At 65.1% G+C, this 18,686-nt stretch carries 15 protein-coding genes and 1 tRNA gene; 9 read left to right on the top strand and 7 right to left on the bottom strand.

The window, feature by feature from the left end; genetic code table 11:
- Position 1 precedes the first annotated feature (1 nt).
- Positions 2 to 499, bottom strand: coding sequence for a DUF3429 domain-containing protein (locus tag EO245_RS08040; RefSeq protein ID WP_255416936.1), 498 nt, complete (start codon positions 497 to 499; stop codon positions 2 to 4).
- Positions 500 to 605: 106 nt separating this feature from the next.
- Here EO245_RS08040 and EO245_RS08035 point away from each other — a divergent pair, with 106 nt between their 5' ends.
- Entirely contained in the window at positions 606 to 767 is a 162-nt protein-coding gene (locus EO245_RS08035) for a YqaE/Pmp3 family membrane protein (RefSeq protein WP_128892432.1), read from the top strand.
- A gap of 61 nt (positions 768 to 828) precedes the next feature.
- Positions 829 to 2,163: an AarF/ABC1/UbiB kinase family protein gene (locus EO245_RS08030; protein WP_128892431.1), complete on the top strand. Its 1,335-nt coding sequence runs from the start codon at positions 829 to 831 to the stop codon at positions 2,161 to 2,163.
- Here the strand turns inward: EO245_RS08030 and EO245_RS08025 are convergent, their stop codons facing one another.
- Positions 2,164 to 3,936 (bottom strand): DUF885 family protein, encoded by a 1,773-nt coding sequence (locus EO245_RS08025; protein WP_128892430.1) that lies wholly within the window; start codon positions 3,934 to 3,936, stop codon positions 2,164 to 2,166. It abuts the gene before it with no gap.
- Positions 3,937 to 4,002: 66 nt separating this feature from the next.
- Here EO245_RS08025 and EO245_RS08020 point away from each other — a divergent pair, with 66 nt between their 5' ends.
- Entirely contained in the window at positions 4,003 to 4,476 is a 474-nt protein-coding gene (locus EO245_RS08020) for a low molecular weight protein-tyrosine-phosphatase (RefSeq protein WP_128892429.1), read from the top strand.
- Here the strand turns inward: EO245_RS08020 and recG are convergent.
- Positions 4,473 to 6,533, bottom strand: a complete 2,061-nt coding sequence (recG, locus tag EO245_RS08015; RefSeq protein ID WP_128892428.1) for an ATP-dependent DNA helicase RecG — start codon at positions 6,531 to 6,533, stop codon at positions 4,473 to 4,475. The two genes, EO245_RS08020 and recG, sit on opposite strands and share 4 nt — an antisense overlap.
- Positions 6,534 to 6,588: 55 nt before the next feature.
- Between recG and EO245_RS08010 the strand changes: the two genes are divergently transcribed.
- On the top strand, positions 6,589 to 6,876 hold the full coding sequence (locus tag EO245_RS08010; protein ID WP_234026853.1) for a succinate dehydrogenase assembly factor 2: 288 nt from the start codon (positions 6,589 to 6,591) through the stop codon (positions 6,874 to 6,876).
- Between the two features lie 36 nt (positions 6,877 to 6,912).
- The gene (gene mfd / locus EO245_RS08005) at positions 6,913 to 10,392 is read left to right on the top strand and encodes a transcription-repair coupling factor (protein ID WP_128892427.1); all 3,480 of its coding nucleotides are present in this window, start codon (positions 6,913 to 6,915) and stop codon (positions 10,390 to 10,392) included.
- A gap of 8 nt (positions 10,393 to 10,400) precedes the next feature.
- Here mfd and EO245_RS08000 read toward each other — a convergent pair whose 3' ends face one another.
- Positions 10,401 to 11,708 carry a bifunctional diguanylate cyclase/phosphodiesterase gene (locus EO245_RS08000; RefSeq protein WP_234026852.1) on the bottom strand — a complete coding sequence of 436 codons (1,308 nt, stop codon included), beginning with the start codon at positions 11,706 to 11,708 and terminating at the stop codon, positions 10,401 to 10,403.
- Positions 11,709 to 11,844: 136 nt separating this feature from the next.
- Between EO245_RS08000 and EO245_RS07995 the strand changes: the two genes are divergently transcribed.
- Positions 11,845 to 12,633, top strand: coding sequence for an NAD kinase (locus tag EO245_RS07995; protein WP_128892425.1), 789 nt, complete (start codon positions 11,845 to 11,847; stop codon positions 12,631 to 12,633).
- Positions 12,634 to 12,709: 76 nt separating this feature from the next.
- A tRNA-Asn gene (locus tag EO245_RS07990) sits at positions 12,710 to 12,784 on the top strand.
- A gap of 240 nt (positions 12,785 to 13,024) precedes the next feature.
- On the opposite strand, the gene secA is transcribed toward EO245_RS07990, so the two are convergent.
- Both secA and EO245_RS07980 read right to left on the bottom strand, forming a co-directional pair.
- Positions 13,025 to 15,772 (bottom strand): preprotein translocase subunit SecA, encoded by a 2,748-nt coding sequence (gene secA / locus EO245_RS07985; protein ID WP_128892424.1) that lies wholly within the window; start codon positions 15,770 to 15,772, stop codon positions 13,025 to 13,027.
- 95 nt (positions 15,773 to 15,867) lie between these two features.
- On the bottom strand, positions 15,868 to 16,137 hold the full coding sequence (locus tag EO245_RS07980; RefSeq protein WP_128892423.1) for a hypothetical protein: 270 nt from the start codon (positions 16,135 to 16,137) through the stop codon (positions 15,868 to 15,870).
- A 164-nt stretch (positions 16,138 to 16,301) separates the two neighbouring features.
- Here EO245_RS07980 and argJ point away from each other — a divergent pair, with 164 nt between their 5' ends.
- Together argJ and EO245_RS07970 are read left to right on the top strand one after the other, a co-directional pair.
- Positions 16,302 to 17,528 (top strand): bifunctional glutamate N-acetyltransferase/amino-acid acetyltransferase ArgJ, encoded by a 1,227-nt coding sequence (argJ, locus tag EO245_RS07975; RefSeq protein ID WP_128892422.1) that lies wholly within the window; start codon positions 16,302 to 16,304, stop codon positions 17,526 to 17,528.
- Positions 17,529 to 17,557: 29 nt separating this feature from the next.
- Positions 17,558 to 18,325 carry an inositol monophosphatase family protein gene (locus EO245_RS07970; RefSeq protein WP_128893510.1) on the top strand — a complete coding sequence of 256 codons (768 nt, stop codon included), beginning with the start codon at positions 17,558 to 17,560 and terminating at the stop codon, positions 18,323 to 18,325.
- Here the strand turns inward: EO245_RS07970 and trxA are convergent.
- Positions 18,322 to 18,642 carry a thioredoxin gene (gene trxA, locus EO245_RS07965; protein WP_128892421.1) on the bottom strand — a complete coding sequence of 107 codons (321 nt, stop codon included), beginning with the start codon at positions 18,640 to 18,642 and terminating at the stop codon, positions 18,322 to 18,324. The two genes, EO245_RS07970 and trxA, sit on opposite strands and share 4 nt — an antisense overlap.
- Positions 18,643 to 18,686: the final 44 nt, after the last annotated feature.

Genomic DNA, 18,686 nt, shown 5'->3' with positions numbered 1-18,686 from the left:
GTCACCGCCCGCTCAGGGCGATGACTGCAATCATTACCGACAATCCGCCCAGCCCGAGCGAGAGGTGCCATCGCAGGCGCATCCACGCGTGCTCGTGAAAGCCGAGGGCGCGGTCGACCAGCGGCGATGCTGCGATCAGCAGGCCGAGCCACAGCAGCGACGGCCCCGGCCACGGCCAGCCGAGCGTCCACGGCAGGAACAGCGCGAGGCCGATCAGGCTGGGCATCACGGCTATGGGAAGCACCCAACTCGGCGGATTGCTCGTTTGCAGTGCCTGCCCCCACCACACTCCGCCGAGGAAGCTGAAAATCAGCGAGGCATAGGCGTGGGAAGACGCCAGCGCGATCCAGGCCCACTCGCCGCCAGCCACCACCAGCACAAGCGCGGCAAGCTGCGGCAGCAATCCCGCATATCCGAGCGCGAGCGTGCCCCTGGGAAGATCGACTGACTGTTTGAAAGCGGAGACTCCTGCGGACCAAATTAGCGGGTTCAAACGCACCGGGAGCCCGGATGTTCCGTCTCCGCGAACGGAACTCTACGAGCGAGCCGCCGTTGATTGGGCAACGGACGGTAACACGTCACTTGCTGAATTACGGAGTTGAATAATGGGCCTTATCGTACTGATCCTGAGCATCCTCATCCCGCCGGTCGGCGTCTTCCTGCGTCACGGCCTCGACCGCGATTTCTGGATCAACCTGATCCTCACGCTGATTTTCTTCGTGCCGGGCGTGATCCACGCGCTCTATGTGAATTTCGCGCGTAGGTAATACCGAATGAAGGGCATGGGGCGCGGCTTGCCGTTGGGTGGCCGCGCCCCATATCGTATCCATGGCTGACGACGATCTTCCGAGCCGCCACCGCGCCGTCCCCAGTGGGCGCCTTTCTCGTTTGGGCGGCTTTTCGAGGCTCGCCGGCGGCGTTGCCGGCGGAATGTTGGCGGAAGGCGCGCGCAGGCTCGCAGCGGGCGAGCGTCCCCGGATGGACGAGCTTCTGCTTACGCCGGGCAATGCGAAGCGCCTGACCGACCGCCTTTCGCACCTCCGCGGCGCTGCGATGAAGCTGGGCCAGATGATCAGCATGGACGCAGGCGATTTCCTGCCTCCCGAACTGGCCGATATCCTCGCCGCACTGCGCGACCGGGCGAATTTCATGCCGCCGCACCAGCTGGACAAGGTGCTCGCCGAGCAATGGGGCAAGGACTGGCGCCGCCAGTTCCGCCGCTTCGAGCCGCGCCCGATTGCTGCAGCCAGCATCGGCCAAGTCCACCGGGCCGTCACCCGCGACGGCGAGACGCTGGCGATCAAGGTCCAATACCCGGGTGTCGCGCAAAGCATCGACAGCGATGTCGACAATGTCGCGACGCTCCTTCGCGTATCCGGCCTGCTGCCCAAGCAGCTGGACCTCGATCCGCTGCTCAAGGCCGCGAAAGAACAGCTGCACGAGGAGGCCGACTACATCCGCGAAGGCGAGCAAATGCGGCTCTATCGCGAACGCCTCGCCGACCGTCCCGGGTTCATCATTCCCGAACTGCACGAAGGGCTGACGCGCGAGAAAATCCTCGCGATGAGCTTCGTCGAGGGCATCCCGATCGAAACGCTCGCCGACGAGCCGCAGGATCTGCGCAACGAAGTGTTCGAACGGCTTATCCGCCTCGTAGCGCGCGAGCTGTTCGAATTCGGCGTCATGCAGACCGACCCCAATTTCGCCAATTACCGCTACCAGCGCGAAAGCGGGCGCGTCGTGCTGCTCGATTTCGGCGCGACCCGCGCAGTCGCTCCCGATATCCAGCGCAGCTATCGCCGCCTGCTTGAAGCGGGCCTCGACCGCGACCAGGACCGTGTGCGCGAAGAATCGGTCGCGGCCGGTTTCGTCAGCCCGGTGGTGATCGAGAAGCACCGCGAGCGGGTCGACCGGATGATCGACATCATCGTCGGCGAAATGGCGAAGGATGCACCTTTCGACTTCGGCGACCGCGCCTTTGTCCCGCCGCTGCGCGACGAGGGCATGGCGATCGCCGAGGACCGCGAGACGTGGCACGTTCCGCCCGCCGAGACGCTGTTCGTCCAGCGCAAGGTCAGCGGAACGGCGCTGCTCGGCGCGCGGCTCAAGGCCGTCGTCAATGTGCGGGAAGTGGTCGAGGAAACCTTCGCCGCGACGGCCTGATCAGCCCTCCGCCTGCTGCTCCGCGATCCAGTCGTCGATATGCTCTTCGAGCACGTTGAGCGGGATCGAACCGTTTTCCAGCACCGCATCGTGGAAGGCGCGCAGGTCGAAATCGGCCCCGAGCGCTTTTTCCGCGCGCGTGCGCAGTTCTCGGATCTTCAATTCGCCGATCTTGTAGGCCAACGCCTGGCCGGGCCAGGTGATGTAGCGATTGACCTCCGCATCGATATTCGCCTCGGTCAGCGCGGTGTTGTCGAGCATGAAATCGACCGCCTGCTGCTTGGTCCAGCCCTTCGAATGCATGCCGGTATCGACGACGAGGCGCGTCGCGCGCCACATTTCGTAGCTCAGGCGCCCCATTTGCTTGGCGGGCGTGTCATACAGCCCCATCTCGATGCCGAGCCGCTCGGAATAGAGGCCCCACCCCTCGACGAAGGCGGTGAAGAAGGTTCCGTTCGCGCGCAACGGATGGATGTCGAGCTCCTGCTGGAGAGCGATCTGGTGGTGGTGGCCCGGCACTGCCTCATGCACACCGAGCGCGGGCAGCTCCCAAAGCGGGCGCTGGTCGAGCTCGGTCGTGTTCACGCGGTAAATGCCGGCCTGGCCCGTCTCGAGCGAACCCGGCTCGTAATAGGCAGTGGTATTGCCCGGAGCCTGCGCCGCGGGAATAGGCGAGACCGTGTAAGGCTGGCGCGGCAAATTGCCGAACAGCTTGGGCATCCACCCGTCGATCTGCTTGGCGAGCGCGCTTGCCGCCGTCATCAGCTCTTCGGGCGTCTTGGCGTAATACTGCGGATCGGTGCGCAGGTGTTCGATGAAGGCCTCGCGGCTTTCGAATCCGGCATCGGCCGCGACCTGCTCCATCTCCGCGCGGATGCGCGCGACTTCGGACAGGCCGAGATTGTGCACCTCGTCCGGCGTCATGTCGGTCGTGGTGAAGAGGCGCACGCGGTAGGCGTAATAGTCATCGCCGCCGGGCGTATCGCCGATCCCCGGCAGGCCGGTCCGGCACTTGGGCGCATATTCGGTGAGATAGAAGTCGAGGAAGTCGCGGTAGGAGGGGAATACCCCCTCTTCCAGCGCGACGGTGGCGCGGTCCTTGAGCGATTCCCACTCGCTTTCCGAGATGGTCGACGGGCGCTCGGCGAAGGGACGCCAGAAGGGCGAGGTCGTGTAGTCGTCGACGATCTGCGTCTGGATGCGCTGTTCCAGCCCCTGCATCGGCTCGCACGGCTGCGTCAGCCCGCGCTCGACGGCCATGCGGCTGCGAGCGATGCCGTCTTCATTGAGCTGAGCGAAGGATTCCAGGCGACCCACGTAGCTCTCGTAGTCGGCCAGGCCGAAGAGCGGCGAGCGATAGGGAAGCGAAGCGAAACCGGTGAACCAGCCGCCGCGATTGGTGAAGATCATGTAGCGCGTCTGGTCGAACTCGGCGCCCGCGATCCCGTCCTCGAAACTGCGCTTGAGGATAGCGTAATCGACCTGCAGGTCTTCGGGCAGGCTCGCCGGGTCGATCGCCTCCAACCGGGCGAGGAAGGCCTTCGATTCCGCGACCTCGCGGTCGAAGCCTTCGAGCGAAAGATCGCCCAGCTTCCCGTCGCCGCGCCGGTCACCGATGCTCGTTGCCAGCTGCGGGTTGCTATCGAGCGTCGCCTGCCAGATTTCCTCGCGCAGTTCCTTGTAGGTTTCTGCGGCCGACATGTGGTCGTCGGCTGCGACAGGCGTCGCGACGAGGATGGAAATCGCGGCTGTGGCGGCGAGCAGGTGCTTCATCGAGTATCTCCCTTGTTGCCGAGCTTCCTATTGCCGCCGGGGCGCGCGGTCCAGTAGGAGCCGTGCATGACCAGCCACCGCGTCCTGTTCGTCTGTCTCGGCAATATCTGCCGCTCTCCGCTCGCCGAGGCCGCGTTCCGCAGGGCCGCGGCGGAAGCGGGCCTCGCGGTGGAGGTCGATAGCGCCGGCACTGCGGCCTATCACGTCGGCGAACCGCCCGATCCGCGCAGTATCGAAGTGGCCGAGAAGCACGGGATCGACATTTCCGGCTATCGCGGTCGTCAGCTGACGGTCGGGGACTTCCACGCCTTCGATTTCATTTTCGGCATGGACCGCTCGAACATGACGAATATCGCCCGGATCGAACCGGACGATGCCCGGGCGCGGGTATCCATGCTGCTCGATATCGTGCCGGGCTCCGAAGGGCGCGAATTGTCCGATCCGTGGTACGGCGGCGAAGACAATTTCCGCGCGACGTGGGAAGACGTCACCATGGCCGCCGACGCGCTGGTTGCAGCGCTCGTTGCGAAAACACGTTAGCCGCCCCTGAGTAGCTGCACGCCCCAGTCGCGCTCGAACAGGTAGAGCAGCACGCGCGCGGCCTCGCCGCGTTCGCCCGACAGGCCGCCGTCGCGCTCCATCAGCAGCCGCGCATCGTCATGCGCCAGCGGGAGCAGCTTGGTGATCTGCTCGAGCGAGGCGACGCGGAACGGCGTGTCGCCCGATTGGCGCGTGCCGAGCAATTCGCCGCCGCCGCGCAGGCGCAGGTCTTCCTCGGCGAGCCGGAACCCGTCCTGCGTCTCGCGCATCAGCGCCAGCCGTTCGCGGCCGGTTTCCGACAGGTCATCGCCGCGCAGCAGCAGGCAGGTCGACTTCTCGCTCCCCCGCCCGACGCGTCCGCGAAGCTGGTGGAGCTGTGCGAGGCCGAAGCGTTCGGCCTGTTCGATCACCATCAGCGTCGCGGCGGGAACGTCGACGCCGACCTCGATCACGGTCGTGGCGACCAGCAAGCTCGCCGCACCGCTGGCGAAGTGCTCCATCGCGGCGTCCTTCATCTCCGGTGCAAGCTGGCCATGGACGAGCACCACCGCATCGCCGAAACGCTCTTTCAGGGCTGCGTATCGCGCCTCGGCCGCCGCGATATCCTCGTTCTCGTTCTCGCGGACCATTGGGCAGACCCAGTAAGCCTGCTGGCCTGCTTCCATGTGCCGCCCGACCGCCTCGACTACGTCCGCGATCCTCTCCTGCGAGACGACGCGCGTGTCGATCGGCTGGCGGCCCGGAGGCATCTCGTCGAGCTTGCTCACATCCATCTCACCATATTGCGCGAGCGTCAGCGTGCGCGGGATCGGGGTCGCGGTCATCGCCAGCGTATGCGGAGCGGCCTTGCCCTTGCTCGCCAGTTGCAGCCGCTGGGCGACACCGAAGCGGTGCTGCTCGTCGATCACGACCAGCGCGAGGTCCTTGTAGGACACGCTGTCTTGGAAAATCGCGTGGGTGCCGACGACGATGTCGATGCTGCCGTCCATGAGCCCCATCAGGATGCTTTCGCGCGCCCTGCCCTTGTCGCGCCCGGTGAGCAGCGCGACCTCGACACCGGTAGGCCGCGCCATCGCGCGCAATGTCTCGAAATGCTGGCGGGCGAGGATTTCGGTCGGAGCGAGGAGCGCCGCCTGTTTGCCCGCCTCGCAGGCGATCAGCATCGCCTCGAGCGCGACCACCGTCTTGCCCGCACCGACATCGCCCTGCAGCAGGCGCAGCATGGGCGCTTCCTGCGCGAGGTCGCCCTCGATCTCGCGCACGCTGCGCGCCTGCGCTCCCGTCAGCTCGTAGGGCAGTTGCAGCTTGTCCCGCAGCGAACCGTTGCCCTTCAGCGCCTGCCCCTTGCGCCGGCGGTTGTCCGCCCGCACAAGCATGAGAGCGAGGCTGTTGGCGAGCAATTCGTCATAGGCGAGCCGGTCGCGCGCGCCCTCGTGCTCGCCCTTGTGCGCCAGCTTGAGCGCATCGGACCAGCTGGGCCATTTCTGCTTGTCAAACTGTCCGGGCTCGATCCACTCGGGCAGGTCAGGCAGCCGTTCGAGCGCCTGTGCAACGAGAGACGCGACCCTCGGCTGCGTCAGCCCCTCGGACAGCGCGTAAACCGGCTCGCACAGCCGCGCGAGCGACGCGCCGCTTTCTTCCAGCACATGGTCGGGGTGGACGATCTGGAGCATGTCGCCATACCGGTCGAGCCGCCCGGCGACCCAGCGCTTCTCGCCCACCGGCAGAAGCTTTTTCGCGGTGTAGGAAGCACGTCCGAAATAGGTCAGCGCGCAGATGTTGCCGATGCTGTCCTGTGCCAGCACGCGATACGGGCCGCGCTGGTTGCGTGCGGCGCGATGCTCGGTCGGGGTAAGCGCGATGACGACCTGCTCGCCCTCGCTCCCCTCGTCGAGCGTCTCGATCGGACGGCGCGTCACGAAGCGTTCGGGCAGGTGGTAGGCGACGTCCTTCACCCGCGTCAGCCCGAGCTTTTCCAGCGGCTTGCGCAGCTTCGGCCCGACGCCGTCGAGCGCGTCGGTTTCCACGAACAGCGGGTTGAGGATTTCGGGCCGCATTGCCCAGTCCTATAGCCGCTTGCGCAGCCAATGCGAGTGCCCTACCCGCTGCGCCATGCCCGATAATCCGCAGACACCCGACATGGCCGAACGCCTCGCCCGCGCGAAATACCGCGCATGGCACCGCGGCACGCGCGAAGCCGACTACATGATCGGCGGCTTTTTCGACCGCTATCATGCCCGTTGGGGCGAAGCGGAAATGGACTGGTTCGAAGACCTTCTCGCCGAAGACGACGTCGACGTCATGGCATGGGCGCTCAAGACCCAGCCGACGCCCGAACGCTTCCAGGGCGAGATGATCGAATTGATGCAAAAGCTCGATTACGTGGAGATCCCGCGCTGACGGGATACTCGCGAGCCCTTCTACGTTTGACCTGAAATGCCCGACCTCAACCGCATCCTCGCGGCGAAACAGCCCCTGACCCTGTCTTCCGTCGCCCGCGGTGCGCAGCCGCTGGTGATGGCCGACCTCGCGCGCGCGGCGAAGGGCCGCGCGGTGTTCATCGCGGCGGACGATGCGGCAATGCGGGCAGTGACCGATGCGGCGCACTTCTTCGCGCCCGAGCTCGAAGTCGTCGAATTCCCCGCGTGGGACTGCCTGCCTTACGACCGCGCCAGCCCGGCCCTTTCGGTCAGCGCACGGCGGTTGGCGGCGCTCTATCGCCTGCAGGCGGGCAAGACCGGCTCGCAGCTGCTCGTGACGACCGTGAACGCGGTCACCCAGCGCGTCCTCACCCCGTTCCGCATCCGCGAGAGCGTACGCGAGTTCAAGCAGGGCGTGGAGATCGGCCGCGAGAGCCTATCCGCCCTCCTCCAGCGACAGGGCTACAGCCGCACCGACACGGTGGTCGACAAGGGCGAATATGCCGTGCGCGGCTCGATCGTCGACATCTTCCCCTCGAGCCTCGACGAAGGGCTGCGCCTCGACTTTTTCGGCGACGAGCTGGAGAGCCTGCGCAGCTTCGATCCGAATACGCAAATGAGCACCGGCGTGCTTAAGTCGCACCTGCTGCTTCCGGCCAGCGAAGCGCTTCTCGACGAAGACAGCATCAAACGTTTCCGCAGCCGCTACCGCGAGATGTTCGGCGCCGCCGCCACGCAGGACCCACTTTACGAGGCGGTCAGCGAAGGCCGCAGGCTCGCCGGGATGGAACACTGGCTGCCGCTGTTCGAAGAGCGCATGGCGACCCTGTTCGACCATCTCGGCGACGACGACCTGCTGGTGATCGACAGCGCAGCGCTGCAGGCGGGCGAAGAGCGCCTGTCCGATATCGCCGACTATTTCGAGCAGCGCAAAACCGCCAGCGGACAGGCCAAGGGCAGCTATCGCCCGCTGCCGCAGGACGCGCTCTATCTCGAACACGACGAATTCGGGCGCGAGCTCGATGCCGCGCCCGCCCACCGCGCGACGATCTTCGCCGAGCCGGACAGCGCCAAAGTGGTCGATTTCGGCTTCAGTTCCGCACGCGACTTCGCGCCCGAGCGGGCCCGCGGCGACAATATCTACGAAGCGGCGGCCAAGCATCTTAACGCGGTCCTGAAATCGGGCAAGAAGCCGATCTTCGCCGCCTATTCGACCGGTAGCCGCTTACGCATCGCCTCGATCCTGTCGGAAGCCGGCGCGGAGACGAAGCCTGCCGAAAGCTGGCAGGAAGCGCTGGGGCTCGCGGCCAAGGGATCGGCAGTCGCGCTGGTCCTGCCGATCGATACCGGTTTCGCCAACGAGCAGCTTGAACTGCTGACCGAGCAGGACGTGCTCGGCGACCGCCTGGTGCGGCGCCGCAAGCGCAAGAAGGATTCCGATGCCTTCCTCGCCGAATTGCAGGCGCTCGGGCGCGGCGACCTCGTCGTCCATGTCGAGCACGGCATCGGCAAGTATCTCGGGCTGGAACCTGTCCCGGTCGGCAAGAGCCAGCACGACTGCGTGATGCTCGAATATCGCGGCGGCGACAAACTCTACATCCCGGTCGAGAATATCGACGTCCTCAGCCGCTACGGCAGCAGCGAAGAGGCCGTGCAGCTCGACCGCCTCGGCGGCGAAGCATGGCAGAAGCGCCGCGCCCGCCTGAAGGAGCGCATCCGCGAGATTGCCGGCGAACTGATGAAGGTCGCCGCCGAACGCGCGCTGCGCAAGGCACCGGTCTTCGAAGCGGACGAGGCCAGCTACAACCAGTTCGTCGACCGCTTTCCGTGGGAGGAAACCGACGACCAGGACCGCGCGATCGCCGACGTGCTGCGCGATCTCGAAAGCGGCAAGCCGATGGACCGGCTGGTCTGCGGCGATGTCGGCTTCGGCAAGACCGAGGTCGCCCTGCGCGCCGCATTCGTCGCGGCGATGAACGGCCAGCAGGTCGCCGTCGTCGCGCCGACCACCCTGCTCGCCCGCCAGCACTACACCAACTTCGTCGAACGCTTCTCCGGCTTCCCGCTCAAGATCGGGCGCCTCAGCCGTCTCGTACCGTCGAAGGAAATGGGCGAAACGCGCGAGGGCCTCGAAAAGGGCGATATCGATATCGTCGTAGGCACCCATGCGATTCTGTCGAAGAGCACCAAGTTCAAGAACCTGGGCCTCGTTATCGTCGACGAGGAGCAGCGCTTCGGGGTGACGCACAAGGAGAAGCTCAAGCAGCTGCGCTCCAACGTGCACATGCTGACCCTCACCGCGACGCCGATCCCGCGCACGTTGCAGATGGCGATGACCGGCCTGCGCGAGCTCTCCACCATCCAGACCCCGCCGGTCGACCGCCTCGCGGTGCGGACCTACGTCATGGAATGGGACGACATGGTGATGCGCGAGGCGCTGCTGCGCGAGCATCATCGCGGCGGGCAGAGCTTCATCGTCGTGCCGCGCATTTCCGACATGGAGGCTGTGTCCGACTGGCTCCATGAACACGTGCCGGAAGTGAAATACGTCGCCGCGCACGGCCAGATGGGCGCAGGCGAAATCGAAGAGCGCATGAGCGCCTTCTACGAGGGCAAGTACGACGTGCTGCTTTCGACCACGATCGTCGAATCCGGACTCGACCTGCCGAGCGCGAACACCATCATCATCCACCGCGCCGACATTTTCGGCCTCGCCCAGCTCTACCAGCTGCGTGGCCGCGTCGGCCGGTCCAAGCTGCGCGCCTACGCCTATCTCACCTACGAGAAGAACGTCGCTCTGTCCGAAGTCGCTGAAAAGCGTCTCAAGGTGCTGGGCGATCTCGACAGCCTCGGCGCAGGCTTTCAGCTTGCCAGCCACGACCTCGACATTCGCGGTGCAGGCAACCTGCTCGGCGACGAGCAGTCGGGCCACATCCGCGAGGTCGGGTTCGAACTCTACCAGTCGATGCTGGAAGACGCGATCCTGGCGGCAAAGGCAGGCGCGGCGGGTCTCGAAGCCAAGCCGGAGAGCGTCAGCCCGCAAATCACGGTCGATGCGCCGATCATGATCCCGGAAGACTACGTCCCCGACCTCGCCGTACGCATGGCGCTGTATCGCCGCCTAAACGATGCGCAGGACAAGGCCGAGATCGAAGCGATGGCAGCCGAGATGATCGACCGCTTCGGCCCGCTGCCCGATGCAACCGCGAACCTCGTCAAGCTGATCGAGATCAAGCACCAGGCGATTGCAGCCAACATTGCGAAGATCGACGTGGGTCCGCGCGGCACGCTCGTCACCTTCCACAAGGACGACTTCCCGGACCCGGCAGGACTGCTGGCCTATGTCGACCGCCTGAAGGGGACGGCCAAGCTGCGGCCGGACATGAAGCTGGTGATCAACCGTGCGTGGAACGACCCGCAGAGCCGCCTCAACGGCCTGTTCCAGCTGACAAAGGGTTTGAGCGGGGTTGCCCGCAAGGCGAAGAAGGCCGCCTGAGCCGGCGCCTAGAGTGGCGTATTCGCTCTTTCGTTGAAGACCGCGCGTCCTTCGGCCTTGCCGCCGAGGAAGCCCTGCCAGCTCGAACAGCCCTCGCTGCGGACGATCTCGAGCTGGGCTTCGGTTTCGATGCCCTCCGCAATCACGTCGAGGCCGAGCGCTTTCGCCATCGCGATGATACCGCGCAGCACTTCGAGGTCGCGCTGATCCTCCGCCACGCCGTCGATCATCGAGCGGTCGAGCTTGATGTAGTCGAGCGGCAGGATCTTGAGGTAGCGGAAGTTGCAGAAACCCGCGCCGAAATCGTCGAGCGCGATACGGACGCCCGCATCTTTCAGCTTGCCGAGGCTTATTCGCGCCTGCTCAAGATCGCCGAGCAGGACCTGCTCGGTAATCTCGACCGTCAGCCTTCTGGCTGCAAAGCCCGAGCGGCGCACGAGCGCGAGGAATTCGTCCGCGAAGCTGGCGGCTGCAAGGTCGGCCGGCGTGACGTTCACAGACAGGCGCAGCCCCTCCGGCCAGTGCAGCGCGCCGGCAAGCGCCTGCGCCGCGATATGGCGCGACAGCTGCGCGACATGGTCGGCCCGCTCGGCAATGGCGAACAGCGTCGATCCGCCGATCCTGCCGAGGCTCGGATGCTCCCAGCTTGCCAGCGCCTCTGCGCCATACAGGCGGTCATCCCCGAAAGAGAATTGCGGCTGGTAGCGAACGCTAATTTCACCCCGGTCGAGAGCGCCGAGCAAATCCGCTTCGACCTTCGCCGCACGAACACCGGGAACGGTCCACTCGCCATCGGCCCACAGGACCCGGCGCCCGCGGATCTGCTGTGCCCGGTCGAGCGTTTCCGCGAGCCGGTCGAAGATCAGGTCAGGCCCCTCACCCGGCAGGACGCGGATCAGCGCGACGCGCGGCCACAAGCGAATGGAGCCGCCGCCCGCATCGTCGGCAATCGGGTGCGCCACGGCATCGGCCAGCGCTTCGCCGAGCCACTGCCAACGCTCGCGACTGCAAGCCTCGTGGGCGAGGATCAGGAACTGCCCGCCGCCCATGCGCACGACCGCCCAGTCGGCATGCTCGAATTCATCGTCGGCGAAGTGCTGGATGCGCCGCGTGACCTCGATCAGGGCGCCATCGCCGCTAGCCTCGCCGAACGCGATGTTGACCGTGTGGAACCGCCCGAGCCCCAGCAGCATGGCGTGAACCGGCGCAGGCTGTCCGCCCTGCGCCGTCCCCTCCTGCCACGCGAGCAGCTTTTCACGGGCCAAAGCCGGTCCGCCGAGACCTGTCAGGCTGTCCCTTTCGCGTGCATCATCCATCCGGCTGCGTCCTAGCATGATCCTGCCCTAACCCCTTGCCGCATCTTTTTGCGGAGGAAATCTAACGCGTTGCCAAATGGCACAGCTATTCATAGGGTCGCGCCGCTTTACGCACACCGAGGGAATGAGGGGACCCATGGGCAGCAATCACGGCTTCCGGCGACTGGCCCTGGCCATATCGGACACCGCAAAAGCCCAGGAAACGGCGCAGGAATTGCAGGATTCGTGCGACTGGGTGCCGATGGAAGAGGCCGACGCGGTCGTGGCCCTCGGCGGCGACGGTTTCATGCTGGCGACCTTGCACAAGATGCTCGACGAGGGGCCGATCATCCCGTGTTACGGGATCAATCGCGGCACCGTCGGTTTCCTGATGAACAAGTACCGTGCGGGCGTGAAACTGCTCGACAAGATCAACCGCTCGCGCTCGATCGGCATTTCTCCCCTGCGCATGGAGGCGGTGACGCAGGACGGCGAGAAGCACGTCGAATGCGCGATCAACGAAGTCTCGCTGCTGCGTGAAACGCGCCAGACGGCGAAGATGGAAGTGATCGTCGACGACCGCGTGCGGATCAAGGAACTGGTGGGCGACGGCGTACTGGTTTCCACGCCGGCCGGCTCGACCGCCTACAACCTGTCGGCCAACGGTCCGATCCTGCCGCTCGATTCGCAGCTGCTCGCCCTCACCCCGATCAGCGCCTTCCGCCCGCGTCGCTGGCGCGGTGCGATCCTGCCCGACCGGTCGAGCATCAAGTTCACCGTGTTCGAGCCCGACAAGCGCCCAGTGGCCGCCGTCGCCGACCAGAAGGAAGTGCGCGACATCGCCGAGGTGAGCATCGAAATCGCCCGCGATTCGGAGCTGACCCTGCTGTTCGACCCCGGCCATGCGCTCGACGAACGCATCGTTGCAGAGCAGTTTGTCACCTGAAGCGAAAAACCCTGCAAAACAGGCTTGCAAAGCCGTTTCACCACCCATATAGGCGCACCCCTGCCGACAAGGCTGCTCCCCGATAGCTCAGCGGTAGAGTAGGTGACTGTTAATCACTTGGTCGTTGGTTCGAATCCAACTCGGGGAGCCACTTCTTTCCAGAAAATCAGCAGCTTGCAGCAGCCCTAGGGCTGCTCGCCCGGTCGTGCGCCTGTGGCGCGCCGAACTGGCGTCCCTGCCCGGTCCGCCGGTCCCGATAGACCGGCAGCAGCCAACAGGGCGCGAATCCTGCGCCGAGAAGCATTCATGACGGTATTTGCCGCTGCGACCGGCTGACCCCGGTCAGGGGCGCAGCGCGGTCACTGGCGGAATTCAAGCCGGGCGCAGCTGCTCAGCGCATCGCGCCGTGGCAGTGCTTGTACTTGTTGCCCGAGCCGCAAGGGCACAGCGCATTGCGACTGATGTTCTGGTCCTTGTAGGGATCCTCGACGAATGCGCCGCCCGGTCCTGCTGCCGCACGCGGGCTACCCGCGAGCGCGCCGAACTGCGCTTCCTGGCCTTCGGAGCCATCGCCGTCGTTCGAATTGTCGAGGCCGGTCAGCGGATCGATGTGGCCGGTCAGGAAGTCCGGCAGGTCGGGCAGCTTTTCCTTCGGCGGCTCGGGCACGCGCAGCTCGCTCTTTACGAGAATGCCGGTGACGTCCTCGCGCAGCGTGTCGAGCATCTTCTCGAACAGGCTGAAGGCTTCCTGCTTGTACTCGTTGATCGGCTGCTTCTGCGCATAGGCACGCAGGAAGACGACTTGGCGCAGCGCGTCGAGCGTTGCGAGGTGTTCCTTCCAGTGGTGGTCGAGACGGTCGAGCAGGATCGACTTCTCGACCCGGCGCCAGATGCCCGGTTCGGCATTGGCGAACTTGCGCTCCATGATCTCGTCGGTCTGCTGGCGCAAGCGTTCCTCGATGATTTCCGGTTCGACCTGGTCTTCTTCCAGCCACTGGTCGAGCGGCGGGGTAAGGCCGAGCACCTCCTCGACCTTTTCCTTCAGCCCTTCGACGTTCCACTGCTCGGGATAGGACCCCGGCGGGCAGTGTTCGTAGACCAGTGCCTGGATCGCATCGTGGCGCATGTCGACGACCACATCGTCGACCGCCTCGCTGTCCATGATCTCCGCGCGCTGTTCGTAGATGACCTTGCGCTGGTCGTTCATCACGTCGTCGTATTCGACGACCTGTTTGCGGATGTCGTAGTTGCGCGCCTCGACCTTTTTCTGCGCAGTCTCGATGGCCTTGGAGAGCCAGCGCGAACCGATCGCCTCGCCGTCCTCGAGGTTCGAGTTCATCATCTTGGCGAACAGCGTGTCCGGCCCGAAGATGCGCAGCAGGTCGTCTTCCAGGCAAAGGTAGAAACGGCTGAGGCCCGGGTCGCCCTGACGGCCCGAACGGCCGCGCAGCTGGTTGTCGATGCGGCGACTTTCGTGACGCTCGGTGCCGAGCACGAACAGGCCGCCCGCTTCGAGCACCTTCTTCTTCTCGCCTGCGACCTCTTCCTTGATCCGCGCGATCGCGGCGTCCTTTTCCGGACCATCTTCCATCTGGCCAGTTTCGTCCTCGATACGAAACTCGAGGTTGCCGCCCAGCTGGATGTCGGTGCCGCGCCCGGCCATGTTGGTCGCGATGGTGACCGCACCGAGGCGGCCCGCCTGCGCCACGATATGCGCCTCGCGCTCGTGCTGGCGGGCGTTGAGCACCTCGTGCTTCACCCCTTCCTTGTCGAGATACTGGCTGAGCAGTTCCGACTTCTCGATCGACACGGTGCCGACGAGGACCGGCTGGCCGATCTCGTTCTTCTCGCGGATCGCCTTGGCGATCGCCTGGAATTTGTCTGCAGTGTTCTTGTAGAACTCGTCTTCCTCGTCGATGCGCGACACCGGCTTGTGGGTCGGGATCGTGACGACGTTCATCTTGTAGATTTCCCAGAACTCGCCCGCCTCGGTCGCGGCGGTACCGGTCATGCCGGACAGCTTGGGATACATGCGGAAGTAGTTCTGGAAGGTGATCGAGGCCATCGTCTGGTTCTCGGGCTCGATCTTGACCCCTTCCTTCGCTTCGACCGCCTGGTGCAGGCCGTTCGACCAGCGGCGGCCATCCATCATGCGGCCGGTGAACTCATCGATGATGACGACCTTGTCGTCCTTCAGGATGTAGTCCGTGTCGCGCTTGAACATGATGTTCGCCTTGAGCGCCTGGTCGAGGTGGTGGACGACCTGGGTGTTCTCGACGTCGTAGAGGTTGTCGGTCTCGAGGAGGCCGGCATCCTTGAGCATTTGCTCGGCCTGTTCGATGCCGTCCTCGGTCCACGAGATGTTCTTGGTCTTCTCGTCCTTCTCGTACCAGTCTTCCGGCACCTTCTTCACGATCTCGTCGAGCGCGACGTAGAGGTCGGACTTGTCCTCGGTCGGGCCGGAGATGATCAGCGGGGTGCGCGCTTCGTCGATCAGGATCGAGTCGACTTCATCGACGATCGCGAAGTTGAAGGGGCGCTGCACCATCTGGCTGCGCTCGTGCTTCATGTTGTCGCGCAGGTAATCGAAGCCGAACTCGTTGTTCGTGCCGTAGGTGATGTCCGAGGCGTAGGCCTCGCGGCGCTCGAACTCGTTGAGGTTGGGCACGATCACGCCGACCGTCAGGCCGAGGAAATTGTGCAGCTGGCCCATCCATTCCGCGTCGCGGCGGGCGAGGTAGTCGTTCACGGTGACGACGTGGACGCCCTTGCCTTCGATCGCGTTGAGATAGGTCGCAAGGGTCGCAACCAGCGTCTTGCCCTCACCCGTGCGCATCTCGGCGATCTCGCCGCGGTGGAGCACGATGCCGCCGATCATCTGGACGTCGAAGTGGCGCATGCCGAGCACGCGGATCGATGCCTCGCGCACGGTGGCGAAAGCTTCGGGCAGGATGTCGTCGAGCGTCTGACCGTCGGCGAGCTGCTGGCGGAACTTGTCGGTCTGCGCCTTGAGCTCCTCGTCGGTGAGCTCCTGGATTTGCGGTTCGAGCGCGTTGATCTGCTCGACGACCTTGCCGATGGACTTCACATAGCGGTCGTTGGCCGAGCCGAAGAGGGTTTTGCCGAGTGCTTTGAGCATTTTGGGGCTTTCGAATGGATTCTTGACGGGATGCCGTCCACGGCGAGCGCGGTCGCCGGACAGCCGGAAATTCGGATTGTGTCGAAAGCTTCGCGCTATTCGAGCGCGCGGTCGGGACCGATCAGGACCGGGGCAGTCTCGATGACACGCGGTGCGGAAACCGTGCGCGCTGCGACCGGAACTTCGGCAACGGCGGCAACGTCGGGCGTGGCAGCTACGACATGGGCCGAGCTCTCGCCGGTGGCCTGCTGTTCGAAGCTGGCAACCCGTTCTGCCGCCATTTCCACCACACCGGCATGCGCAGGCGCGCCGGAAGCGGCGAGGCCCGTGATAAGCGCAAGGCAGGTTAGAAGACGGCGAAGCATCGCAGGCGCATATAGGGTCGGCGCAGGGGCAAGTCTAGCTGCGCGCAAGGAGGTTCAACAAAAGCGTTCCTCCCGATCCTCGTACTCCGCACATCGCGAGATCTGGCCGCGCGTACTTGCATATTGCCGCTTGCGGTCAAGGGGCGCGAACCATACGAGGCCGCATGGACCTCGAACGCTCCCCGCTTGCCCTGCCCTTCCCGGAAATGCCGCAGATCGACGGCGTGACGCTGCGCACGGCGCGGGCGCGATACAAGAACTGGGACCGTGCCGACCTGACCTATGCCGAGCTGGCTGAAGGTACCGCGGTCGCGGGCGTTTTCACCAAGAGCGCGTGCCCGTCGAGCGAAGTCGAAATGGGTCGCGAGCAGGTCAAATCGGGCCACGCGCGCGCACTCATCGTGAATGCAGGCAACTCCAACGCCTTCACCGGCTATCGCGGGCGCGAGGCGGTCGAGCAGATCATGGACCAGGTCGCCGCGCATCTCGGGTGCGAGAGCAGCCAGGTGTTCGTTTCCTCGACCGGGGTGATCGGCGTACCCCTGCCCAAGAACAAGGCGCGCGAAGGCGTTGCCGCCGTGCTCGGCTCCGAACCGGTCGGTTGGGAAGAGGCGGCGAACGCAATCGGGACGACCGATACCTTCTCCAAGGGCGCGCATGCCTCGGCGATCATCGGCGACACGCGGGTCGAGATTGCAGCGATCATCAAGGGCAGCGGCATGATCGCGCCCGACATGGCGACCATGCTCGGCTACATTTTCACCGACGCGGCGGTTGAACCGGCATTCCTCCAGCAATTGCTGTCCGATGCGAACCGCTCGAGCTTTTCCTGCATCACGGTCGACAGCGACACCTCGACCAGTGACACGGTGCTTGCGTTTGCGACCGGCAAGGCTGGGAACGCGCCGCTTGCGAGTTTCGACGATGCGGGCGCTGACGCCTTCGCTGCAGCCCTGAACGACGTGTGCCGCCGGCTCGCACAGCTGGTCGTCCGCGACGGCGAAGGGGCGAGCAAGCTTATCGAGATCGCGGTGACCGGTGCAGCATCCGATGAAAGCGCGCACAAGGTCGCGCTTTCGATCGCCAACTCGCCGCTCGTGAAGACCGCCATCGCCGGGGAGGACGCCAACTGGGGCCGCGTCGTCATGGCAGTGGGCAAGGCAGGCGAACCGGCCGACCGCGACAAGCTCTCGATCGGTTTCGGCGGCACCTGGGCCGCACGCGACGGGCTACCCGTGCCGGATTACGACGAGGCTCCGGTCGCGCAGCACCTCAAGGGCGACGAGATCGGCATAGAGGTTGACCTCGGCATCGGCGAAGGCCGCGCGAAAGTCTGGACCTGCGATCTCACCCACGGATACATCTCGATCAACGCGGACTATCGCTCGTGAAAACCATCGACAAAGCCGTGCTCGCGCTGATGCAGCGGGTGTCGCGCGACATAATCCTGCCGCGCTTCCGCAATCTCGAAGCGAGCGAGATCGAGGACAAGGGCAAGAACGAGCTCGTCACCGTCGCGGACAAGGAAAGCGAAATCGCGCTGACCGAAGGGGTCGAGGCGATCATGCCGGGCCTCGCAATCGTCGGCGAGGAAGCGTGCGAGACCGATCCCTTGCTCTACGAGGGATTGTCGCGCCAGTGCTGGATCATCGACCCGATCGACGGAACCGGCAATTTTGCCGGCGGGCACGCGCCCTTCGGTATCCTGATCGCGCTAGCAGAAGGCGGCCGGACGCAGAGCGGCTGGATCTACGACCCGCTCGCCGAACGGTTCTGCCATGCCCATCGCGGGCAAGGCGCATGGATCGATGGCGAAGCCGTGTCCGCTCGCTCGACCGGACAGACACCGCCGATCGCGGGCATCTCGACGCTGTTCATGAAGGAAGGGCGCCGCGAGAAGGTTCAGGAGCATATCGCCCCGAACTACACGCTGGTCGACATCCCGCGCTGCGCTGCCGAGCAATACCCGCGCCTCGCCCTGGGCGAGAACGACGTAACGCTGTTCGAGCGCACCCTGCCGTGGGATCATGCTGCCGGAGCGCTCTGGCTCAACGAAACGGGCGGCAAGGTCGCGCGCCCGGACGGCAGCGAATACCGGGTGGACGAATGGGACCGCCCCGGCCTTATCGGTGCGGCCAGCCCATCCCTGTGGGACGAGCTGGCGCAGCGAATGGAAAAACTCGCTTAGAGTTCGCTCTCAAGCCATTGCTTGAGCTGGCTTTTCGGTGCAGCGCCAAGCTTCTGCGCGACCGGCTTGCCGCCCTTGAACAGGACCATCAGCGGGATCGACTGGACGCCCATCTCACCCGGCACGCCGGTGTTTTCCATGATGTCCATCTTGGCGATCTTCACCTGGCCCGAAAGCTCGTCGCTGATTTCCTCGAGCGCGGGGGCGATCATCTTGCAGGGGCCGCACCATTCGGCCCAGAAATCGACGAGGACGGGGGTTTCGGATTCGAGCACGTCCGACTGGAAGCTCGCATCGGTGACGTTGACGGTCGCCATGGGGAATCTCCTGTTTGCTGTTGCAGCCTATGTAGAGGCAGGCA

Origin of the sequence: Erythrobacter sp. HKB08 (assembly GCF_004114695.1) — a bacterium.
Classification (GTDB): Bacteria; Pseudomonadota; Alphaproteobacteria; order Sphingomonadales; family Sphingomonadaceae; genus Parerythrobacter_A.
This window is presented reverse-complemented; position numbering and strand designations above follow the sequence as displayed.

Bases quoted from the DNA above. Each gene is read 5' to 3' on its own strand.
- EO245_RS08035 (WP_128892432.1), top strand. From the start codon at position 606: ATGGGCCTTATCGTACTGATCCTGAGCATCCTCATCCCGCCGGTCGGC.
- EO245_RS08030 (WP_128892431.1), top strand. From the start codon at position 829: ATGGCTGACGACGATCTTCCGAGCCGCCACCGCGCCGTCCCCAGTGGG.
- EO245_RS08025 (WP_128892430.1), bottom strand. From the start codon at position 3,936: ATGAAGCACCTGCTCGCCGCCACAGCCGCGATTTCCATCCTCGTCGCG.
- EO245_RS08020 (WP_128892429.1), top strand. From the start codon at position 4,003: ATGACCAGCCACCGCGTCCTGTTCGTCTGTCTCGGCAATATCTGCCGC.
- recG (WP_128892428.1), bottom strand. From the start codon at position 6,533: ATGCGGCCCGAAATCCTCAACCCGCTGTTCGTGGAAACCGACGCGCTC.
- EO245_RS08010 (WP_234026853.1), top strand. From the start codon at position 6,589: ATGCCCGATAATCCGCAGACACCCGACATGGCCGAACGCCTCGCCCGC.
- mfd (WP_128892427.1), top strand. From the start codon at position 6,913: ATGCCCGACCTCAACCGCATCCTCGCGGCGAAACAGCCCCTGACCCTG.
- EO245_RS08000 (WP_234026852.1), bottom strand. From the start codon at position 11,708: ATGGATGATGCACGCGAAAGGGACAGCCTGACAGGTCTCGGCGGACCG.
- EO245_RS07995 (WP_128892425.1), top strand. From the start codon at position 11,845: ATGGGCAGCAATCACGGCTTCCGGCGACTGGCCCTGGCCATATCGGAC.
- secA (WP_128892424.1), bottom strand. From the start codon at position 15,772: ATGCTCAAAGCACTCGGCAAAACCCTCTTCGGCTCGGCCAACGACCGC.
- EO245_RS07980 (WP_128892423.1), bottom strand. From the start codon at position 16,137: ATGCTTCGCCGTCTTCTAACCTGCCTTGCGCTTATCACGGGCCTCGCC.
- argJ (WP_128892422.1), top strand. From the start codon at position 16,302: ATGGACCTCGAACGCTCCCCGCTTGCCCTGCCCTTCCCGGAAATGCCG.
- EO245_RS07970 (WP_128893510.1), top strand. From the start codon at position 17,558: ATGCAGCGGGTGTCGCGCGACATAATCCTGCCGCGCTTCCGCAATCTC.
- trxA (WP_128892421.1), bottom strand. From the start codon at position 18,642: ATGGCGACCGTCAACGTCACCGATGCGAGCTTCCAGTCGGACGTGCTC.